Below are 16,141 nucleotides of genomic sequence, written 5' to 3'. Positions count from 1 at the left end.
CTATATAAATATAAGGACTAGCAAATGAAAAGCAGTAAATAAATAGAATGGAGGAGAAAAATGAATTGGTATAAACAGGGGAAAGATGAAGTGGTAAAAAACCTTGGGACAAGTATAGACAAAGGCTTAACAGATTTAGAAATCCAAAAAAGATTAGAAAAATATGGAACAAACGAGCTGAAAGAAAAGCAAAAAGAAGGACTGCTTTCTAAGATTATTGCTCAGTTTTCTGATTTTCTAGTTTTAATTTTAATTGCTGCAGCTCTAATATCTATCTTTATTGGAGAGACTAAGGACTCCATAGTTATTTTATCGATTGTAATAGTCAATGCAGCTTTGGGGATTTATCAAGAGGGACGAGCAGAAAGGGCCTTGGAAGCTCTTCAAAAAATCACATCTCCAACGGCTAAGGTTATTAGAAATGGGCATTTAGATATAGTTCCTGCATCTAATTTAGTGCCTGGCGATTTAGTTGTTCTTGATGCAGGAGATATAGTTCCAGCAGATATAAGATTAGTTGAAAGTTTTAATCTGAAAATTGATGAAGCATCTTTAACAGGAGAATCAGTACCTGTAGAAAAGAAATGCCATAAGGTCTATGAAGATAATATGAGTTTAGGAGATAGGGATAATATGGTGTTTATGAGCACTATTGCAACCTATGGCAGGGCTAGAGGTATAGTAGTAGAAACAGGACATAATACAGAAATTGGAAGAATAGCAACTCAAATTCAATCCTTTGAAGAAGAACTAACTCCATTACAGAAAAAGTTAAATGAGCTAGGAAAGTACTTAGGTATAATAACTATAGCAGTATGTATAATAGTATTTACTGTAGGCATATTACAAGGGCGGAAAGTAATAGAAATGTTTATGGTAGCAATCAGTTTGGCTGTTGCAGCTATTCCTGAAGGTTTACCAGCCATTGTAACAATTGTATTAGCCCTAGGAATGAATAAGATGGTTAAGAGGAATGCCATAGTCAAAAAACTTTTAGCCGTAGAAACTCTTGGAAGTATAACAGTCATATGCTCAGATAAGACTGGTACCTTAACTCAAAACGAGATGACAGCAGTGAGAATTTTCACAGGTAATAGGATTTATAATTCTACAGGAGTAGGATATAATCCTGTAGGAGAATTTAAAATAGATGGAAAAAAAGTAGACCCAAATGAAATAGTTGGTTTGGAAACACTACTGTCCATAGGTGTATTGGCCAATGATGCAGATATAAATGGAGCCAATGGAATATTCAGTGTAATAGGAGATCCAACAGAGGGAGCATTAATTACTCTGGCTCAAAAAGGAAATATGACTAAAGGCAATATGAATAAGGAATATCCTAGAATTGAAGAAATACCCTTTGATTCTGACCGAAAGATGATGACTACATTTCATAAAAATTATATTCCAGGGAAAATAGTATCCTTTACTAAAGGAGCACCAGATGTAATTATTAAAAGATGTAAATATATTAATATAAATGGAGAAATAAAAGAATTGGATGAAACATTAAGAAAAAAATCTTTAGATGTTAACAACTTTTTTGCTAAAGATGCCTTAAGGGTGTTGGCACTATCCTATAGAGAATATAATAACCTTCCAAAGGATATTTCTTCAGATAATATTGAAAAAGAAATGATATTTGTTGGTTTAGTAGGTATGATAGATCCATCTAGGCCTGAAGCTAAGGAAGCTATTATTAAGTGTAAAGAGGCAGGTATAAGAGCTGTTATGATAACTGGTGATTATAAGGAAACTGCCTATGCAATTGCTAAAGAATTAGGTATTGCTAAATCCATAAATGAAGTCATGGTAGGGGAAGAATTAGATAGAATTTCAGATATAGACCTTAAAAAAATAGTGAAGAATACAACAGTCTATGCTAGAGTGTCACCAGAACATAAAGTTAGAATAGTTTCTGCCCTTAAAGCCAATGGTGAAATCGTTGCAATGACAGGAGATGGTGTTAATGATTCCATGGCACTTAAAAAATCAGATATAGGAATTTCCATGGGAATTACTGGAACTGATGTAGCTAAGAATACTGCTGAAGTAATCCTTACAGATGATAATTTTGCCAGTATTGTATCAGCCGTTGAAGAGGGAAGGATAATTTATAGTAATATTAAGAAATTTGTGCTATTCCTCTTATCCTGTAACATTGGAGAAATCATAATAGTTTTTAGCAGTATACTGCTGAACTTACCTATACCACTTTTACCAATACAATTATTATGGTTAAACTTAGTGACAGATAGCTTCCCGGCATTGGCACTGGGAGTAGAAAAAGGTGAAGAAGATATAATGAAGATAAAACCTAGGAATCCAGATGCGCCTATAATTGATAGAGCCATGACGATAAATATTATTGTACAAAGTATAGCTATAGGTGTTACTTCGTTAATTTCTTATATGTGGGGGCTTAAAGTATTTCCAGATAGTTTAGTAAAAGCTAGAACCATAGCATTTTCAACACTAATAATGGCTGAACTTCTTAGGGCATATTCCAGTAGATCAGAAAGACATATTCTTTTTGAAATAGGGATATTTTCAAATCCAACTATGATATATGCAACTACATTCTCTTTCTGTCTTTTATTAGTGGTTATATATATACCAATTTTTCAACCAATATTTCATACGGTACCATTAAAGTTAATTGATTGGGGAGTTATAATGAGCTTTTCCCTTTTCCCTTTAATAATAGGAGAATTATATAAAGCTCTATTTGGTAAAAAGGAATTTGAAAAAGAAGTAAAATTGAAGATACAAAAAGAAAGAACATAATAATCTAGACTGTTGATAAATTATAAAATTTGTCAGCAGTTTTTTTATATAAAAAAGTATTTAAATACCAATGTCAAACATATTCTTTATTTTTGAAAAATTTGGTATATATACTTTACAATGAGTGTACTATTATATATAATACACTTAATACACGGAAAGGAGGAAATCCATGTTTAACATAAATACTACTAGTGATAAACCAATTTACGAACAGATTATAGATAATATAAAAGAATTATCATTAAAGAATATATTAAAGCCTGATGATAAATTACCTTCAGTTCGGGAAATGGCTAGTATGCTCTCTGTTAATCCAAATACAGTCAGTAAAGCATATCAAGAGTTAGAAAGGCAAAAGATTATCCATACAGTAAGGGGAAGGGGAACTTTTATAAGCCTACCTATGGATTATCCTATAGATAATGATCGGATAATTAAATCATTAGAAAATCTTAGAACTATATGTATAGAGTTAGGACATCTAGGATTTCATAAGGAAAAGATATTTAAGGAAATAGAAAAGATATACTGCGATATTGAAAAGGAGGATTAAAATGATAGAAGTATTAGATGTGAGAAAAGACTTTGGAGATTTTACAGTCTTAGATAATATAAATATAAGGATAAAAAAAGGAACTATTCATGGAATAATAGGAGAAAACGGTGCTGGTAAAACTACTCTTTTGCAAATCTTAGCTGGAGTATATGATGTTAAAGAAGGGAAAGTCCTTGTGGAAGGGGAAGAAGTTTATGATAATAATAAAGTGAAAAGGAAAATTGGATATGTAGCAGATAGAAACCAATATTTTAAGGATTATAAGGTAGGGGAAATTGTAGAATTTTATTCTGGCATTTATGAGGATTTTTCTAAGACGGATTTTCAGGCATATAATAAGATATTTAGATTAAATTCGGATAAAAAGATAAAGCAGTTATCTAAAGGTATGCAAATGAGATTATCTCTTATGCTAAATCTTTCAATTAGACCAGAAATATTAATCTTAGATGAGCCAACATCAGGTCTTGATGCAATTGTAAAAAAGGATTTACTAGGTATACTTATAAATGAAGTTGATGAAAGAGATCTAACTATAATAATAAGTTCCCATCATATTAGTGAGTTAGAAAAAATCTGTGATGAAATCACAATACTTAATAAAGGGAAAATCAAATATCAATCAAATATAGATGAAATAAAAGAAAACGTGAAAAAACTACAAGTAGTATTTAAAGATGATGTAGAAAAAGAAATTAATCAGTTAGAAAATATTATAGATATTGAGAAGATTGGTAGTGTATATTATTTAGTTACTGATAGTTATGGTGAGGCGTTAATAGATGATTTAAAAAAAATAGGGGCTCAGCTTATTGAGAATATAGGGATTACTTTGGAAGAAGTATTTGTATATACTAATAAAACTGAAAAGGGGAGTGAAATAGATGAATAAATCCATATTAAAACATGAAACCAGATCTATGAAATGGGTATTATTACTATCTACTTTAGTTAGTGTGTTTTTGGTTATAATGTTTAGTCTAATTTTAGATGACATATATGGGAGTATGTTTTTAAACGGAATAGAAGTAAATCAGGCTCTAATCCAAAGATCATTAAGAGACACATCTCCTATGATTCTAATATTATTTACAATAATTTCTGTAATACAGGTATTCGTTCAATTTAGAGCAGAAAAGGATGAAGAAATAAAGCGGTTTCTGAAATCTTTACCAATAAGTAAGGAAGAGTTTTTTAAAGTTAAATTATCTACCGGAATAATTAATATAACCTTGGCTTTTATTGTTTTAACTATTGGAATAATAATTGTAAGAATGAACAATATGTTTTGGATAAAAGATATTTATAGTATAAGTATTATATCGGAGCCATTTATAAAAGCTGATGGAATAGCAAGTTTATTAAAAGAAATAGGGCTTATATATTTAATAATTCTTGGTTTTTATACATTCCTATTTATGTGGCAATATACCTTTACAAATCTAATAGGAGGCATAGCTACAGGAATATTATCATGGTTAGCTCCAGGATTTATTGCATATACCTCATTACATTTATTAAATAGATTCATAAGAATACCTTTATTCTACAATTTTAAAAGGCTTGTTTTATGGCTAATACCTTGGATATATTCTTCTGAATATATATCCTTATGGATTTATGACTCCGATGGAGTAAGTATCTCCACTAGTATTAGATCTATAGAAAATTTATGGATTAAATACATAGTATGTTTGGCTTTAATAATTATAAATATAATAATAGGACATAAGTTTAATAAAAATTCAAAAGTTGAAAATGAAAATATGATAATACCATTTAAAATCACTAGAAATATATTTAAAATAGGAGTAACTATTTGTAGTGGCCTATTGGTATTTGTTATATTAAGTGAATTAATGCAGATAAAAACAAATAATGTATATATTCCTTTTATATTATTAGGAGGAGCTATAGGGTACTTTATAAGCCAAAAAATAAACAAAGTAGGTATTAGATAGGAGGGATATTATGAGAAAGGTTATATTTATATTGGGATCTTTATTGATATTAACAGGTTGTTCTAGTACTATGACTATAGAAGAACAGACCGTATTAGTAGAGGATTTAGGTTATATAAAATATAATAAGAAAAATGAAATATATGTAGAATATACTATGGAAGATCAAATGTATATAAATGATGAGATGAAAAAGGTTGTCGGTGATATAAATAATTTAAGAGAAAAGTATAAAGGTAGAATTGATGAAAGAAATTCTATTCCACTATATTTGGATATATATAAAACTGATGTTTCAAGATTTAAAAATGCTATATTCAGTAATAATGATAAGCCCCTAGATGAATATTTTGCTGATATAGTTGAAATTTTAGATAAAAGTATAGCTGAAGGTTTAAAGGATTATGTTTCAGATATGAAATATGAAAAATTACAGCCTAATGAAAGTATTTCAGAGAAAATAGGAAGAACTGTAGTATATACTGAAAATAGAAGCAGAGGTGCTGGCAACTATATAGCTATTAAGGTTAATTTTTTAGATATAAAAAATGACTACCATAGGGAAGTTTGTAATGAGATTTTCCATGATAAATATTTTTTAGACAATGTTATAGTAGGAGAACAATTTAGCTTAATAGATTTTGTAGACCCTAATAGCTACTACCATTATTCTCAACAGGATAGTACAAAAACAAGATATAATATATTTTTAAAAGATAAAGACATAGAAAAAACAAATATACTTATACAGGGAGATAATGGAGCAGAGTTAGAATCTGATGATATTGGTGTTTTTATTAATTTAATCAATAGTTTAGAATTAAGCGGAGAAGATAAGGATTTATTGTTAAATGAGTATAAAAATATATTTGATAAAAAACTAAATAAAAAGAAAATTACCCTTGATAATTATAAAGTATTAATAAACCCTACTAAAGGAAATCTGCATTCGGAAGGAAACCAAAACCTTATATATTTTTCAATTGAAAGAAACTAAGCTTTATAATTGTAGTATAATTATATTAAAATATCTAATAGAATTATACTAACAGAGGTGAAGAAATTGAAAAATATCCTATTAATTGAAGATGATGAAAATATATCCTTCGGTATAAAGAGATATTTAGATAAACGAGATTTCAATGTAGAAATAGGAAATAATATATCTATGGGAAAAGAAAAATTTAAAACGGACTATGACTTGATTGTATTAGATATGAACTTGCCAGATGGAAGTGGATATGATTTTCTTGAGTTTATAAAATCAAAATCCAATATACCTGTTATTTTTCTTACTGTAAAAAATGAAGATGATGAGATAGTCAAAGGCTTAGGATTAGGAGCAGATGACTATATTACCAAGCCTTTTAAATTATCTATATTGGAGGCAAGGATAAACACGGTTTTAAGACGTGTAAAAAGGGATATATCTTTAGATGATGTAATATTTTCAAATGATATAAAGCTAATTAAATCTCAAACAAAGGCATTAAAGCAAGGGGAAGAAATATTTTTAACTGGTAGAGAGTATAGATTGTTGGAAATGTTTATGGAAAATAAAGATCAAACTTTAACTAGAGGATTTATTTTAGAAAGGCTTTGGGATATAGACGGAGATTTTATTAACGACAATACCCTTACTGTGGCGATAAAAAGATTGAGAGAAAAAATTGAATATAATCCAAATAAGCCAAAGATATTAAAAACTGTTAGGGGAATAGGATATAGAATGGAGAATGGTAATGGATAGATTAAATAAATCTCTATGGTATAAAATATCATTGTTGGTTATGGTCTTGCTATTATCATTTTTTTCCTCTATTTTTTTGTATAACTATTATGAAAATATATTATTTGATAAATTGTCTACTGTAGTTGGAGTAATAGCAGAGGATTCTAAGGACTTGGAGATACTTGCCATGAATCAGCTAAAGTCCGGTTCAAATCAATACTCTATTATTGGTAAAGATACATTAGATAAATATGGATATAGTTATGGAAGATTTATATTTATAAAAGATAGAAAAAATGTATTTTTGTTAAGTATTATATTTTCATTTTGCATCACTATTTTATGTGCAATAGGTATGGAAATTTTAAGTAGTAATAAAAGAAGGAATGCCAATGAGCTAAAGGAATATTTGGAGAATATCAACAAAGGTAAGTATTTTTTAAATATTAACGTGGATAAAGATTTTGCTATTGTTTCAGATGAATTATATAAGACTGTTGTGACTTTAAGAGAATTAAGGGAAAATGCTGTTAAAGATAAGATGAGTTTAAAGGATAATATAGCAGATATATCTCATCAGTTAAAGACTCCAATTACTTCTATTAACATTATGTCTCAACTAATGGAGGATAGCTGCTCTAAAGATGAAAATCAAGAGTATATCCATAGATTAAATAAACAAATACAAAGGTTAGAAACATTGACAGATTCTTTATTAACCATATCGAAATTAGATGCCAATACTATAAAATTTACAAAACAAACTATAAATTTAAAGGATATTATAGACTTAGCAATTGAGCCTATAGTATCATTGATTGAAAAAAAGAATATAACAATAAACATATTAGATGATAACTCAAGTATGGAAGGAGATATACGTTGGTTAAGTGAAGCATTTTTAAATATTATAAAAAATGCTGTGGAACATATGGAGGATAATGGAAAGATAGATATCTTAATTAGTTCTAATCCCATATTTAAACAGATAATAGTAGAGGATAATGGAGTGGGATTTCTTAAAGAGGATATCCCATATATATTTAATAGATTTTATAAGGGGAAAAATGCAAACAAAGATAGTATCGGTATAGGTCTTTCTATGTCAAAACTAATACTTACAAAGCATAATGGAGAAATCTCTGTGGAAAATAAAAAGGATGGGGGAGCTAGATTTAGGATTAAATTTTATTCTTAAAATGTCACTTAAATGTCACTTTAGGATTATAGAATTATAATCATGGGAGGGATAAATATGGAAATATTAAGAACAGAAAATTTAATCAAATCCTATGGTAAAGGTGAATCAAAGGTGATAGCCCTTAATGGAGTAAATCTTTCAGTGGAAAAGGGACAATTCCTATCTATTGTTGGCTCCAGTGGATCAGGTAAGTCGACACTATTACACATACTAGGTGGTGTTGATAAACCCACAGAGGGAAAAGTGTTTATAGAGGACAGAGAGATATCTACTTTGAAAGAAAATGAATTAGCTCTTTTTAGAAGAAGAAAAGTAGGATTAATCTATCAGTTTTACAACCTTATTCCAACAATTGATGTGAAGAAGAATATATTGCTTCCACTACTTTTAGATGGAAGAACCGTTGATATGGAATTTTTTAATGAAATAGTCGGTACTCTCGGCTTGGAAAATAGGCTTAGTCATTATCCAGGTCAGCTTTCTGGAGGGCAGCAACAAAGGGTAGCAATCGGTAGATCTTTAATCTATAGACCAGCAATTGTATTGGCAGATGAGCCTACAGGTAATTTAGATAGAAATAATTCAAATGAGATAATAGAATTATTAAAACTATCTAACAAGAAATATAATCAGACTATATTACTAATAACCCATGATGAAAGGATGGCATTGGAAACTGATAGGGTAATCACATTGGAAGATGGAAATATCATTTCAGATGGGGTGATAAGATCATGAAAATCCTTACTGAATATACATTAAATTATTTAAAGAAGAATAAGAAAAACACTATATCTATAATTATTATAATATCCATAGCAGTAATCCTGTTAAGCACCATGGTACTATTTACATATATGAATTGGCATCATGATCTTGAGGATGCAGTGGAGAAGAACGGTAATTTCCATGGAGGCTTTAAATCCTATATAAATAAATCTCAAATCCCATATTTAGAGGAGAATCAGAAGATAGATAAAGTCTATCTAAGATCAGAATATTTAACAGGTAAGATCGATTTGGAAAAACCGTATATAAATATTTCATATTTGGATAGAGAATATTGGGATAATATGGGTGAAAAGAACTTGATATTAGAAGGGAGAACTCCAAAAAATATTAATGAAATCATAGTAATGGGGAGTTTAATTAAGGAAAATCCATCATATAAAGTAGGAAGTAAAATTAGCATAAATCTAGGACATAGAGAGAAAGATGGAGAAGAATTAGATGTATTTGATTTTTTATATCCTGATGAAAAGTTTATTAGTAAAGATTTAGAAGAATATACCATAGTAGGTATTATTTCAGCTGATAGCCTTTCTTATGAACCCTATTATAAAGCATTAGGTTTTTTAGATAGAGCTTTTTTAGATGAAGGTATAAGGCTGAATGCACTTTTAAGGATGGAAAATCCTAGAACCGTATATAGTGATTTGCCGGAGATAGGTAAGACATTGGGGTTTGAATTAGGAGAAGGAGACTTAGTTGAATATAACTACAGTGCCAGATATAATCCACGATATCTAAGATTACAAGGAATATTTATTCCTTCCATGAGTGTTTGGGAACAAGGCTTATATTATACAATTCAGCCCTTTATCTTTACATTATTGATTATGATCATGTTTTCAATAATAATCTATAATGTATTTACCATATGGTCAAATAATCGATTAAGACAACTTGGTATACTTAAAAGCATAGGTGCAACACCTAAGCAAATAAAGATGACAGTAAAAATTGAGGCATTAGTATTATCTATAATACCTATTATATTAGGCTTGGGATTAGGTCATCTGTTTTGTTATTTTGGTGTAGATATAATAAAAGATATGGTTAATTCTGATGTAAATGGAAGTATATTTAATCTTACCTTTAAGACATCACCTATAATTATCTTGATTATTTTAACTCTATCATTCTTAACTATTCTTTTATCTATCTCAAGGACTGCCAGAAAATTAAGTAAAATATCTCCTATTGAGGCTATTAGATATAGCGGTTTAAATTATGATAATTATAAAAGTAATAAAAATAGCGAGATTGATTATAACCATGTAAGTATAATACCCAGTCTTTCAAAGGATTCATTAAGAGTAAATAAGAAGGGTTTTAGAACGACGGTAATATCCATAGGAATTGGATTTACAATTTTATTTGTATTTCTAATTGTTTTATCAGGTGTAAAGGCAGATGAAACATTAAATAGTGTAGAAATATATCATCCTATGCAGATGCATTTATATAGCGATGAAATCATTGATGAAAGTCTATATAAGGAAATAGATAAAATTTCTGATATAAAACAAAAATTGGTATATAAAAGATATTATGTATTGTTTGAAGTAAAGCCTGAAGATGAATCAAATGAATTTAGGAATATAGGTGGTTTTAAGGATATTGACAGTAGAAAATTTAGTGTAAGAAATAAGGGCAATTATTATGAGGTGGCAGGCGAATTAATTGGAGTTGACAGTGATAGTTTTAATCGATATGCCCAATCGCTAGGTTTGATTTCAGAAGAATATTATAATAGTGAAAGTCCAAAGGCTATCCTGCTAAACTTGGTTAAGGAAGATATGAATAAACCAATATCAAGAGCAGAATATATTCCATATCTAAATGATGATATTGATTCTTTATCATTTGGTGAATATGGAGATGAAAAATATGGTTTTAATATAGATATTGGATTTAAAACTTCTAAAAAACCCTGGAAAGATTTTTATTTAGTTAGTTATCATATTGCCTTAATAGTTCCTAAAGAAGTACTTAATACTATGATGGAAGGATTTAGCTTACCAGGTGATTATAGTCATACAGAATATGCATATCTGCTGGTAGATGAAGAAGATATAAGCCATGTAAAGGAAGGAATAAAGGATATAGCAAAATACTATATTCCTGGCAGTGACTATGATATTTGGGATAAGATTGCTTATGAATTAGAAACAAAAGATGCAATGAAGGTACTTTATTTAATTGCATTTACCTTTATTGTTTCTATGTGTATCATAGGGGTATCCAATGCATATTCAAGTATAAATAACAACTTAAGAAATCGAAGGCGGGAGTTTGCAATGCTAAAATCCATGGGTATGACTAAGGATGGATTAAAGAAGATGCTTAGATTAGAAGGAATATATTATTGCATATATCCTTTTCTTTACTCTATACCTCTATGTCTAATAATATTGATTGGAATAGCTAAGTTTAATAAGATGTTTAGTATTAAAGATTTTTTATTTTACTTAGAATATAAAACTTTACTTATATATATCATAGTAATCATAATCAGCATCTATATTGCATATTATTTTGGAATTAGAAAGATTGAAAAGGATGAAATAGTAGATGTATTAAGGGATGAAAGTGTTTAGTATTATAATTAATTCAGCCTCTACATATGTAGAGGCTGAATTAATCTTTCTATATATTGATTTTTCATTATATATTTAATTACTGGTATACCGATTATAGTGACTACAACAAATTCTGAAATAATAATTTGACCTGTTATTAGAAAAAAGTTTACAGGTTCAGTTGATAAAAACATTATCTCTAGTCCTATGATGAAGCTAAAAAGTGCAGGATATATGCTCGCTAAGTATATATTTTTAGTTTTACTCATGGATTTTAAGGCTAAAAAACTTGCAAGACTTCCACATATAACATCAACCATACCAAAAGGACTAGCTAGATTTGCCAAGGCACATCCTATTGTTAGTGGTATTACATAAAATGGGTCAAAGTATGCAAGAAGTGTCATTATTTCAGATAATCTAAATTGTAAAGGACCATAGGCAGGTAAAGTTAAGGTTAAAATGGCATATAGTGCCGCAACTACAGCACCTCGTGTAATCATTTTAGTATTCATCTTTTTCACCTACTCCAAAGTCTGTATTATTCCAAAGGATTTCAATATTATCCATACTTTCTAAATAAGAATACTCTTTTCTAAACCAAGATATAAGCTCGGGATCAACTTCCACAGGCGTTGAATTTTCCATATAGATATTTATACATCCTCTTTCAAAATATTTTAGAAGTAAATCAATATCTTGAGATACCATTTCCTTTGTTTGACCTTTTATTCCTACAAGAAGACAAATACTATCAAAGTAGGCAGCCACCTCTTGTGGACTATTAAAGTTTACACCTTTTTTAAGATAATTATTTCTAAAGTCATTATGGAAGGTCTCAATTCCACTTTTAAATTTTACATCTATATCTGGGAAAAAATCTCTTATTTCTTGAAGCTTATTTTTGTACATATAATGGCTTTCAAAATAAAGCTCTTTTATCCCCTTTTCATATACTATGTCTTTTATATCCTGTAAGCATTCCTTAGGTAATTCAAATACACTTGCTGAATTTATTACCTCTAGTTTTTTAAAATCACCAACTACATTTCTAAGAACCTTTCTATTAAACTCTATTATGCTTATGTCATCTTTGCAATTATCATGGATATAATCACAAAAAAAACATCGCGCCCATGTACATGGGCGCGATTTTAAAAGTACGATTTCTCGAGGATTCTTTTCTAAAATCCTACTGTATCTTATCATTTTATCACTCCCTTGATTTTTTTTAAGTGGGTTCCAAGGAAACACTCTTTAAATATAAATAGACTATACTAATTTATCACTTTTTAATTGAGATTACAAGAGTAAATTAAGTATAATAATATATAAACTATATAGAAAGGACATCAAGGTTAAAGATAGAAATTATTATACTGAATGAGGTGAAGTATAAATGCTTGAGACAGATAGGCTAGTTATTTGGCCATTGACTGGGGAAGGATTAGATGAGCTTTTAAATGAAAGAGAAGATTTTGAAAATAATACTGGATATATTTATAAGGGTGAGCCCTTGGAAGGCATTTTATATGATATTTTTTCTAAACAAGTAAATATAGTTAAAGAGTCTGAAAAAGAATATTACTGGTATACTATGTGGGTCTTTGCAATAAAGTCAACAAAAACTATAATTGGCAGTATCTCTTGTAAAAATCCTCCGTTAGAAAATAAAGATATTGAAATAGGCTATGGAATTAATCCCAAATATGAAAATCAAGGCTATACAACTGAAGTGGTGAAAGCTTTATCAAAATGGATGTTACAGCAAGATATTGTTCAGTCAGTTATTGCAGAAGTAGAAAGAGACAATATTGGGTCACAACGTGTTCTAGAAAAATCTGGGATGAAGCAATATAATATTACAAATAATTGTTTCTGGTATAAACTTGAAAAGTAGTTTTATCCTTAAATTTAGCAATAGCTGAATCAAATATCAAGATTAATTGCTTGATTTAGTTTAATCAAATGAATACAATAGATGCATATACCCTGAAAAAATGCAATGAAATGGAATATTATAGAGGGATAGGTACAAAAACTCTGCGAAGAAAATAGGGTCAAAGGGGCGTTTGGTTTAGCCGGGTATGAGTGATACCCAAAGATGCCCTCAAACCGACTGATGGATGAAAAGAGGAGAAAACATATGGATAGAATATTACTTATTGAAGATGATTTAAGTTTGATTGATGGGCTTTCCTGCTTATTAAAAAGACAGGGATTTGAATTAGATATTGCCCGAACCATAAAAGAAGCCAATGCCATTTGGATGGATGGCAAATACGATTTATTGATTCTGGACGTATCTTTACCAGACGGCTCTGGTTTTGAGGTATGTCAAAAAATACGCCAAGTATCTAAAGTACCCATTATATTTTTAACTGCATCAGACGAAGAAATCAATATTGTTACGGGGCTTGATATTGGTGGCGATGATTACATCACAAAGCCCTTTAAGTTAGGGGTGCTTCTATCAAGAATTAATGCTTTACTTCGGAGAGCAAAGAGTTTTGGAGCAACAGATACAGAAATCATATCCAACGGAATAAAAGTTTTATTACTGCAAGGACAAGTCTATAAAGACGGGAAACTTTTGGACTTAACAACGGCAGAATACCGATTGCTATGTTTGTTCATGCAAAATCCCAACATCATACTTTCTAAAGAGAAAATTCTGGATAAGCTATGGGATGGCGAGGGAAATTATGTGGATGATAATACATTGGCAGTGTATATTCGCAGACTGAGAATGAAAATAGAAAACAATCCGGGCGATCCAAGAATGCTTCTAACAGTTAGAGGCATGGGATACAAATGGAATGTAGTAAGTTGAGGTGGTCTAATGAAGATTTTTACCAATAAGGACATTAAGAATTTGTTTGTTCTACTATCTGGGATATTGGGAAGCTTCATCGTCTTGTTTCAATTGGTTGGATGGTTATTTTACGGCACACTGAACCTTGCTCAGTTCATACTTTCTTTGTTGGTTGCCCTGTGTATATTGGGCGCTTGTTTTCTTTACTTTCGTAAGCAAGATCAGATTATGGAAGATGCCATATCTCAAATTAATTTATATCTTTCAGGAAACACAGATGTCCGTATTGATTGTAGCAAGGAGGGTAGTTTGTATAAGCTGTTTCATTCAGTAAATACTTTGGCTACGGCGCTCAATGCCCACGCAGTAAAGGAGCAAAAAGTAAAAGAATTTTTAAAAGGAACTATCTCTGATATTTCTCACCAGTTAAAAACACCTCTTACCGCCCTTACTATTTACAACGGGCTTTTACAGGATGAAACAGAAGATATGGCTGCTATACAGGAATTTGCGACAAAATCAGAAAAAGAGATTGAGAGAATAGAAGTACTTGTTCAAAGTCTTTTGAAGATTACAAAGTTGGATGCAGGGACTATTGTCATAAAAAAGGCATCTGAAAACATAGGGGATATGATAAGCGAAATTTATCAGTATTTTGAGTTTCGTGCCAAGGAGGAGCAGAAAACAATCACTTTGTCAGGGGCTGATGATACTCTGCTTTTTTGTGACAGAGATTGGATAATAGAAACGATTAGCAACATTGTGAAAAATGCACTTGACCATACGAATACTGGAGGGCAAATCACCATTGAGTGGAAAAAGCTCCCAGCTATTACGCAGATAACCATAAAGGACAACGGTAGCGGTATACACCCGGAAGATGTACACCATATTTTTAAACGATTTTACCGTAGCCGTTTTTCTAAAGATACCCAGGGCATAGGTCTTGGACTGCCACTTGCAAAGGCAATCATTGGGGCTCATGATGGTAATATCACAGTAGATAGCGTTTTAGGTAAAGGAAGCATATTTGTTTTAAGTTTTCTTAACCTTACTAAAATGTAAGCGGAAATTCATATGAGAGTAAGGCACAAATGTTATCCTACCTTTATAGAAAGGTGGGATTTATTTTGAAATCATTGTTATTTGAAAAATTCATAAAGTATGCAATGCTTCGGGCAGCTTTTCTCGGAATAATGGGAATCATAACATTTTTATTCCCAGAATTTTTGCTGAATGGTATGGTGTATGTGATTGGGGGATATGTGATTCTTAATGGAGCTTTGAGCATTGTAGGAGCTGTTATACATGGAAGAAATGACAACAAAACCACAAGCTATGTGAATATTGTCATTTCCTGTTTGCTGATTATATGTGGTATGCTTTCAATTGTTTATCATCGTTATCTTATCAGCATATTACCTGTTTTTCTCGGCAGCTTGATGATGATTGAAGGTATTGTTTATTTTATAATTGCCCTACGCCTTGTTACAAAGACAAAACTGCTTTTGATTTTTATTTCTGTTTTCATTATGATAGGCGGGATTGCTTCTAACATTTTTACATTTGGTTTCGGAGGCCTACCGATTCTTTCACAAATATTCGGTACACTTTTGTTGCTCTCATGTTTATATGAACTGATTGCTTATTTGGTTTATCGAAAAACCGTCAAGTAATTATGAACCTTACTAAGATGTAAGCTGAAATTCATATGAGAG

General features: G+C 30.3%; 15 protein-coding genes. 13 read left to right on the top strand and 2 right to left on the bottom strand.

The window, feature by feature from the left end; translation table 11 throughout:
* Positions 1-60: 60 nt before the first annotated feature.
* From RBU61_RS10715 to RBU61_RS10675, 9 genes are all read left to right on the top strand, one after another.
* On the top strand, positions 61-2,790 hold the full coding sequence (locus RBU61_RS10715) for a calcium-translocating P-type ATPase, SERCA-type (RefSeq protein WP_308875391.1): 2,730 nt from the start codon (positions 61-63) through the stop codon (positions 2,788-2,790).
* A 172-nt stretch (positions 2,791-2,962) separates the two neighbouring features.
* On the top strand, positions 2,963-3,346 hold the full coding sequence (locus RBU61_RS10710; protein WP_308875390.1) for a GntR family transcriptional regulator: 384 nt from the start codon (positions 2,963-2,965) through the stop codon (positions 3,344-3,346).
* Position 3,347: 1 nt separating this feature from the next.
* Positions 3,348-4,241, top strand: a complete 894-nt coding sequence (locus RBU61_RS10705; protein WP_308875389.1) for an ABC transporter ATP-binding protein — start codon at positions 3,348-3,350, stop codon at positions 4,239-4,241.
* The gene (locus tag RBU61_RS10700; protein WP_308875388.1) at positions 4,234-5,310 is read left to right on the top strand and encodes a hypothetical protein; all 1,077 of its coding nucleotides are present in this window, start codon (positions 4,234-4,236) and stop codon (positions 5,308-5,310) included. Before RBU61_RS10705 ends, RBU61_RS10700 begins: the two co-directional genes overlap by 8 nt.
* 10 nt (positions 5,311-5,320) lie before the next feature.
* Positions 5,321-6,307, top strand: a complete 987-nt coding sequence (locus RBU61_RS10695) for a membrane lipoprotein lipid attachment site-containing protein (RefSeq protein ID WP_308875387.1) — start codon at positions 5,321-5,323, stop codon at positions 6,305-6,307.
* Positions 6,308-6,373: 66 nt separating this feature from the next.
* Entirely contained in the window at positions 6,374-7,060 is a 687-nt protein-coding gene (locus RBU61_RS10690) for a response regulator transcription factor (RefSeq protein WP_308875386.1), read from the top strand.
* A complete protein-coding gene (locus RBU61_RS10685; protein ID WP_308875385.1) occupies positions 7,053-8,240 on the top strand; it encodes a HAMP domain-containing sensor histidine kinase in 1,188 nt (395 codons plus the stop codon). The genes RBU61_RS10690 and RBU61_RS10685 overlap by 8 nt, the downstream gene beginning before the upstream one ends.
* A gap of 57 nt (positions 8,241-8,297) precedes the next feature.
* On the top strand, positions 8,298-8,981 hold the full coding sequence (locus tag RBU61_RS10680; RefSeq protein WP_308875384.1) for an ABC transporter ATP-binding protein: 684 nt from the start codon (positions 8,298-8,300) through the stop codon (positions 8,979-8,981).
* Positions 8,978-11,626 (top strand): FtsX-like permease family protein, encoded by a 2,649-nt coding sequence (locus RBU61_RS10675; RefSeq protein WP_308875383.1) that lies wholly within the window; start codon positions 8,978-8,980, stop codon positions 11,624-11,626. The genes RBU61_RS10680 and RBU61_RS10675 overlap by 4 nt, the downstream gene beginning before the upstream one ends.
* A 20-nt stretch (positions 11,627-11,646) precedes the next feature.
* Here the strand turns inward: RBU61_RS10675 and RBU61_RS10670 are convergent, their stop codons facing one another.
* Together RBU61_RS10670 and RBU61_RS10665 are read right to left on the bottom strand one after the other, a co-directional pair.
* Complete coding sequence (locus RBU61_RS10670) at positions 11,647-12,123, bottom strand: QueT transporter family protein (RefSeq protein ID WP_308875382.1); 477 nt, start codon at positions 12,121-12,123, stop codon at positions 11,647-11,649.
* The gene (locus RBU61_RS10665; RefSeq protein WP_308875381.1) at positions 12,113-12,817 is read right to left on the bottom strand and encodes a radical SAM protein; all 705 of its coding nucleotides are present in this window, start codon (positions 12,815-12,817) and stop codon (positions 12,113-12,115) included. Before RBU61_RS10665 ends, RBU61_RS10670 begins: the two co-directional genes overlap by 11 nt.
* Positions 12,818-13,007: 190 nt before the next feature.
* On the opposite strand from RBU61_RS10665, the gene RBU61_RS10660 reads away from it, so the two are divergent.
* The 4 genes from RBU61_RS10660 to RBU61_RS10645 all read left to right on the top strand — a co-directional run bounded on the left by RBU61_RS10660 (position 13,008) and on the right by RBU61_RS10645 (position 16,099).
* Positions 13,008-13,508: a GNAT family N-acetyltransferase gene (locus RBU61_RS10660; RefSeq protein ID WP_308875380.1), complete on the top strand. Its 501-nt coding sequence runs from the start codon at positions 13,008-13,010 to the stop codon at positions 13,506-13,508.
* 246 nt (positions 13,509-13,754) lie between these two features.
* On the top strand, positions 13,755-14,441 hold the full coding sequence (locus tag RBU61_RS10655) for a response regulator transcription factor (RefSeq protein ID WP_308875379.1): 687 nt from the start codon (positions 13,755-13,757) through the stop codon (positions 14,439-14,441).
* Between the two features lie 9 nt (positions 14,442-14,450).
* Positions 14,451-15,488 (top strand): HAMP domain-containing sensor histidine kinase, encoded by a 1,038-nt coding sequence (locus tag RBU61_RS10650; protein WP_308875378.1) that lies wholly within the window; start codon positions 14,451-14,453, stop codon positions 15,486-15,488.
* 65 nt (positions 15,489-15,553) lie between these two features.
* On the top strand, positions 15,554-16,099 hold the full coding sequence (locus RBU61_RS10645) for a DUF308 domain-containing protein (RefSeq protein ID WP_308875376.1): 546 nt from the start codon (positions 15,554-15,556) through the stop codon (positions 16,097-16,099).
* Positions 16,100-16,141: the final 42 nt, after the last annotated feature.

This window comes from Tissierella sp. MB52-C2 (assembly GCF_030931715.1).
Classification (GTDB): domain Bacteria; phylum Bacillota; class Clostridia; order Tissierellales; family Tissierellaceae; genus Tissierella.
This window is presented reverse-complemented; position numbering and strand designations above follow the sequence as displayed.

Excerpts from the sequence above, each read along its gene's own strand:
- RBU61_RS10715 (WP_308875391.1), top strand. The coding sequence starts at position 61 with ATGAATTGGTATAAACAGGGGAAAGATGAAGTGGTAAAAAACCTTGGG.
- RBU61_RS10710 (WP_308875390.1), top strand. The coding sequence starts at position 2,963 with ATGTTTAACATAAATACTACTAGTGATAAACCAATTTACGAACAGATT.
- RBU61_RS10705 (WP_308875389.1), top strand. The coding sequence starts at position 3,348 with ATGATAGAAGTATTAGATGTGAGAAAAGACTTTGGAGATTTTACAGTC.
- RBU61_RS10700 (WP_308875388.1), top strand. The coding sequence starts at position 4,234 with ATGAATAAATCCATATTAAAACATGAAACCAGATCTATGAAATGGGTA.
- RBU61_RS10695 (WP_308875387.1), top strand. The coding sequence starts at position 5,321 with ATGAGAAAGGTTATATTTATATTGGGATCTTTATTGATATTAACAGGT.
- RBU61_RS10685 (WP_308875385.1), top strand. The coding sequence starts at position 7,053 with ATGGATAGATTAAATAAATCTCTATGGTATAAAATATCATTGTTGGTT.
- RBU61_RS10680 (WP_308875384.1), top strand. The coding sequence starts at position 8,298 with ATGGAAATATTAAGAACAGAAAATTTAATCAAATCCTATGGTAAAGGT.
- RBU61_RS10675 (WP_308875383.1), top strand. The coding sequence starts at position 8,978 with ATGAAAATCCTTACTGAATATACATTAAATTATTTAAAGAAGAATAAG.
- RBU61_RS10670 (WP_308875382.1), bottom strand. The coding sequence starts at position 12,123 with ATGAATACTAAAATGATTACACGAGGTGCTGTAGTTGCGGCACTATAT.
- RBU61_RS10665 (WP_308875381.1), bottom strand. The coding sequence starts at position 12,817 with ATGATAAGATACAGTAGGATTTTAGAAAAGAATCCTCGAGAAATCGTA.
- RBU61_RS10660 (WP_308875380.1), top strand. The coding sequence starts at position 13,008 with ATGCTTGAGACAGATAGGCTAGTTATTTGGCCATTGACTGGGGAAGGA.
- RBU61_RS10655 (WP_308875379.1), top strand. The coding sequence starts at position 13,755 with ATGGATAGAATATTACTTATTGAAGATGATTTAAGTTTGATTGATGGG.
- RBU61_RS10650 (WP_308875378.1), top strand. The coding sequence starts at position 14,451 with ATGAAGATTTTTACCAATAAGGACATTAAGAATTTGTTTGTTCTACTA.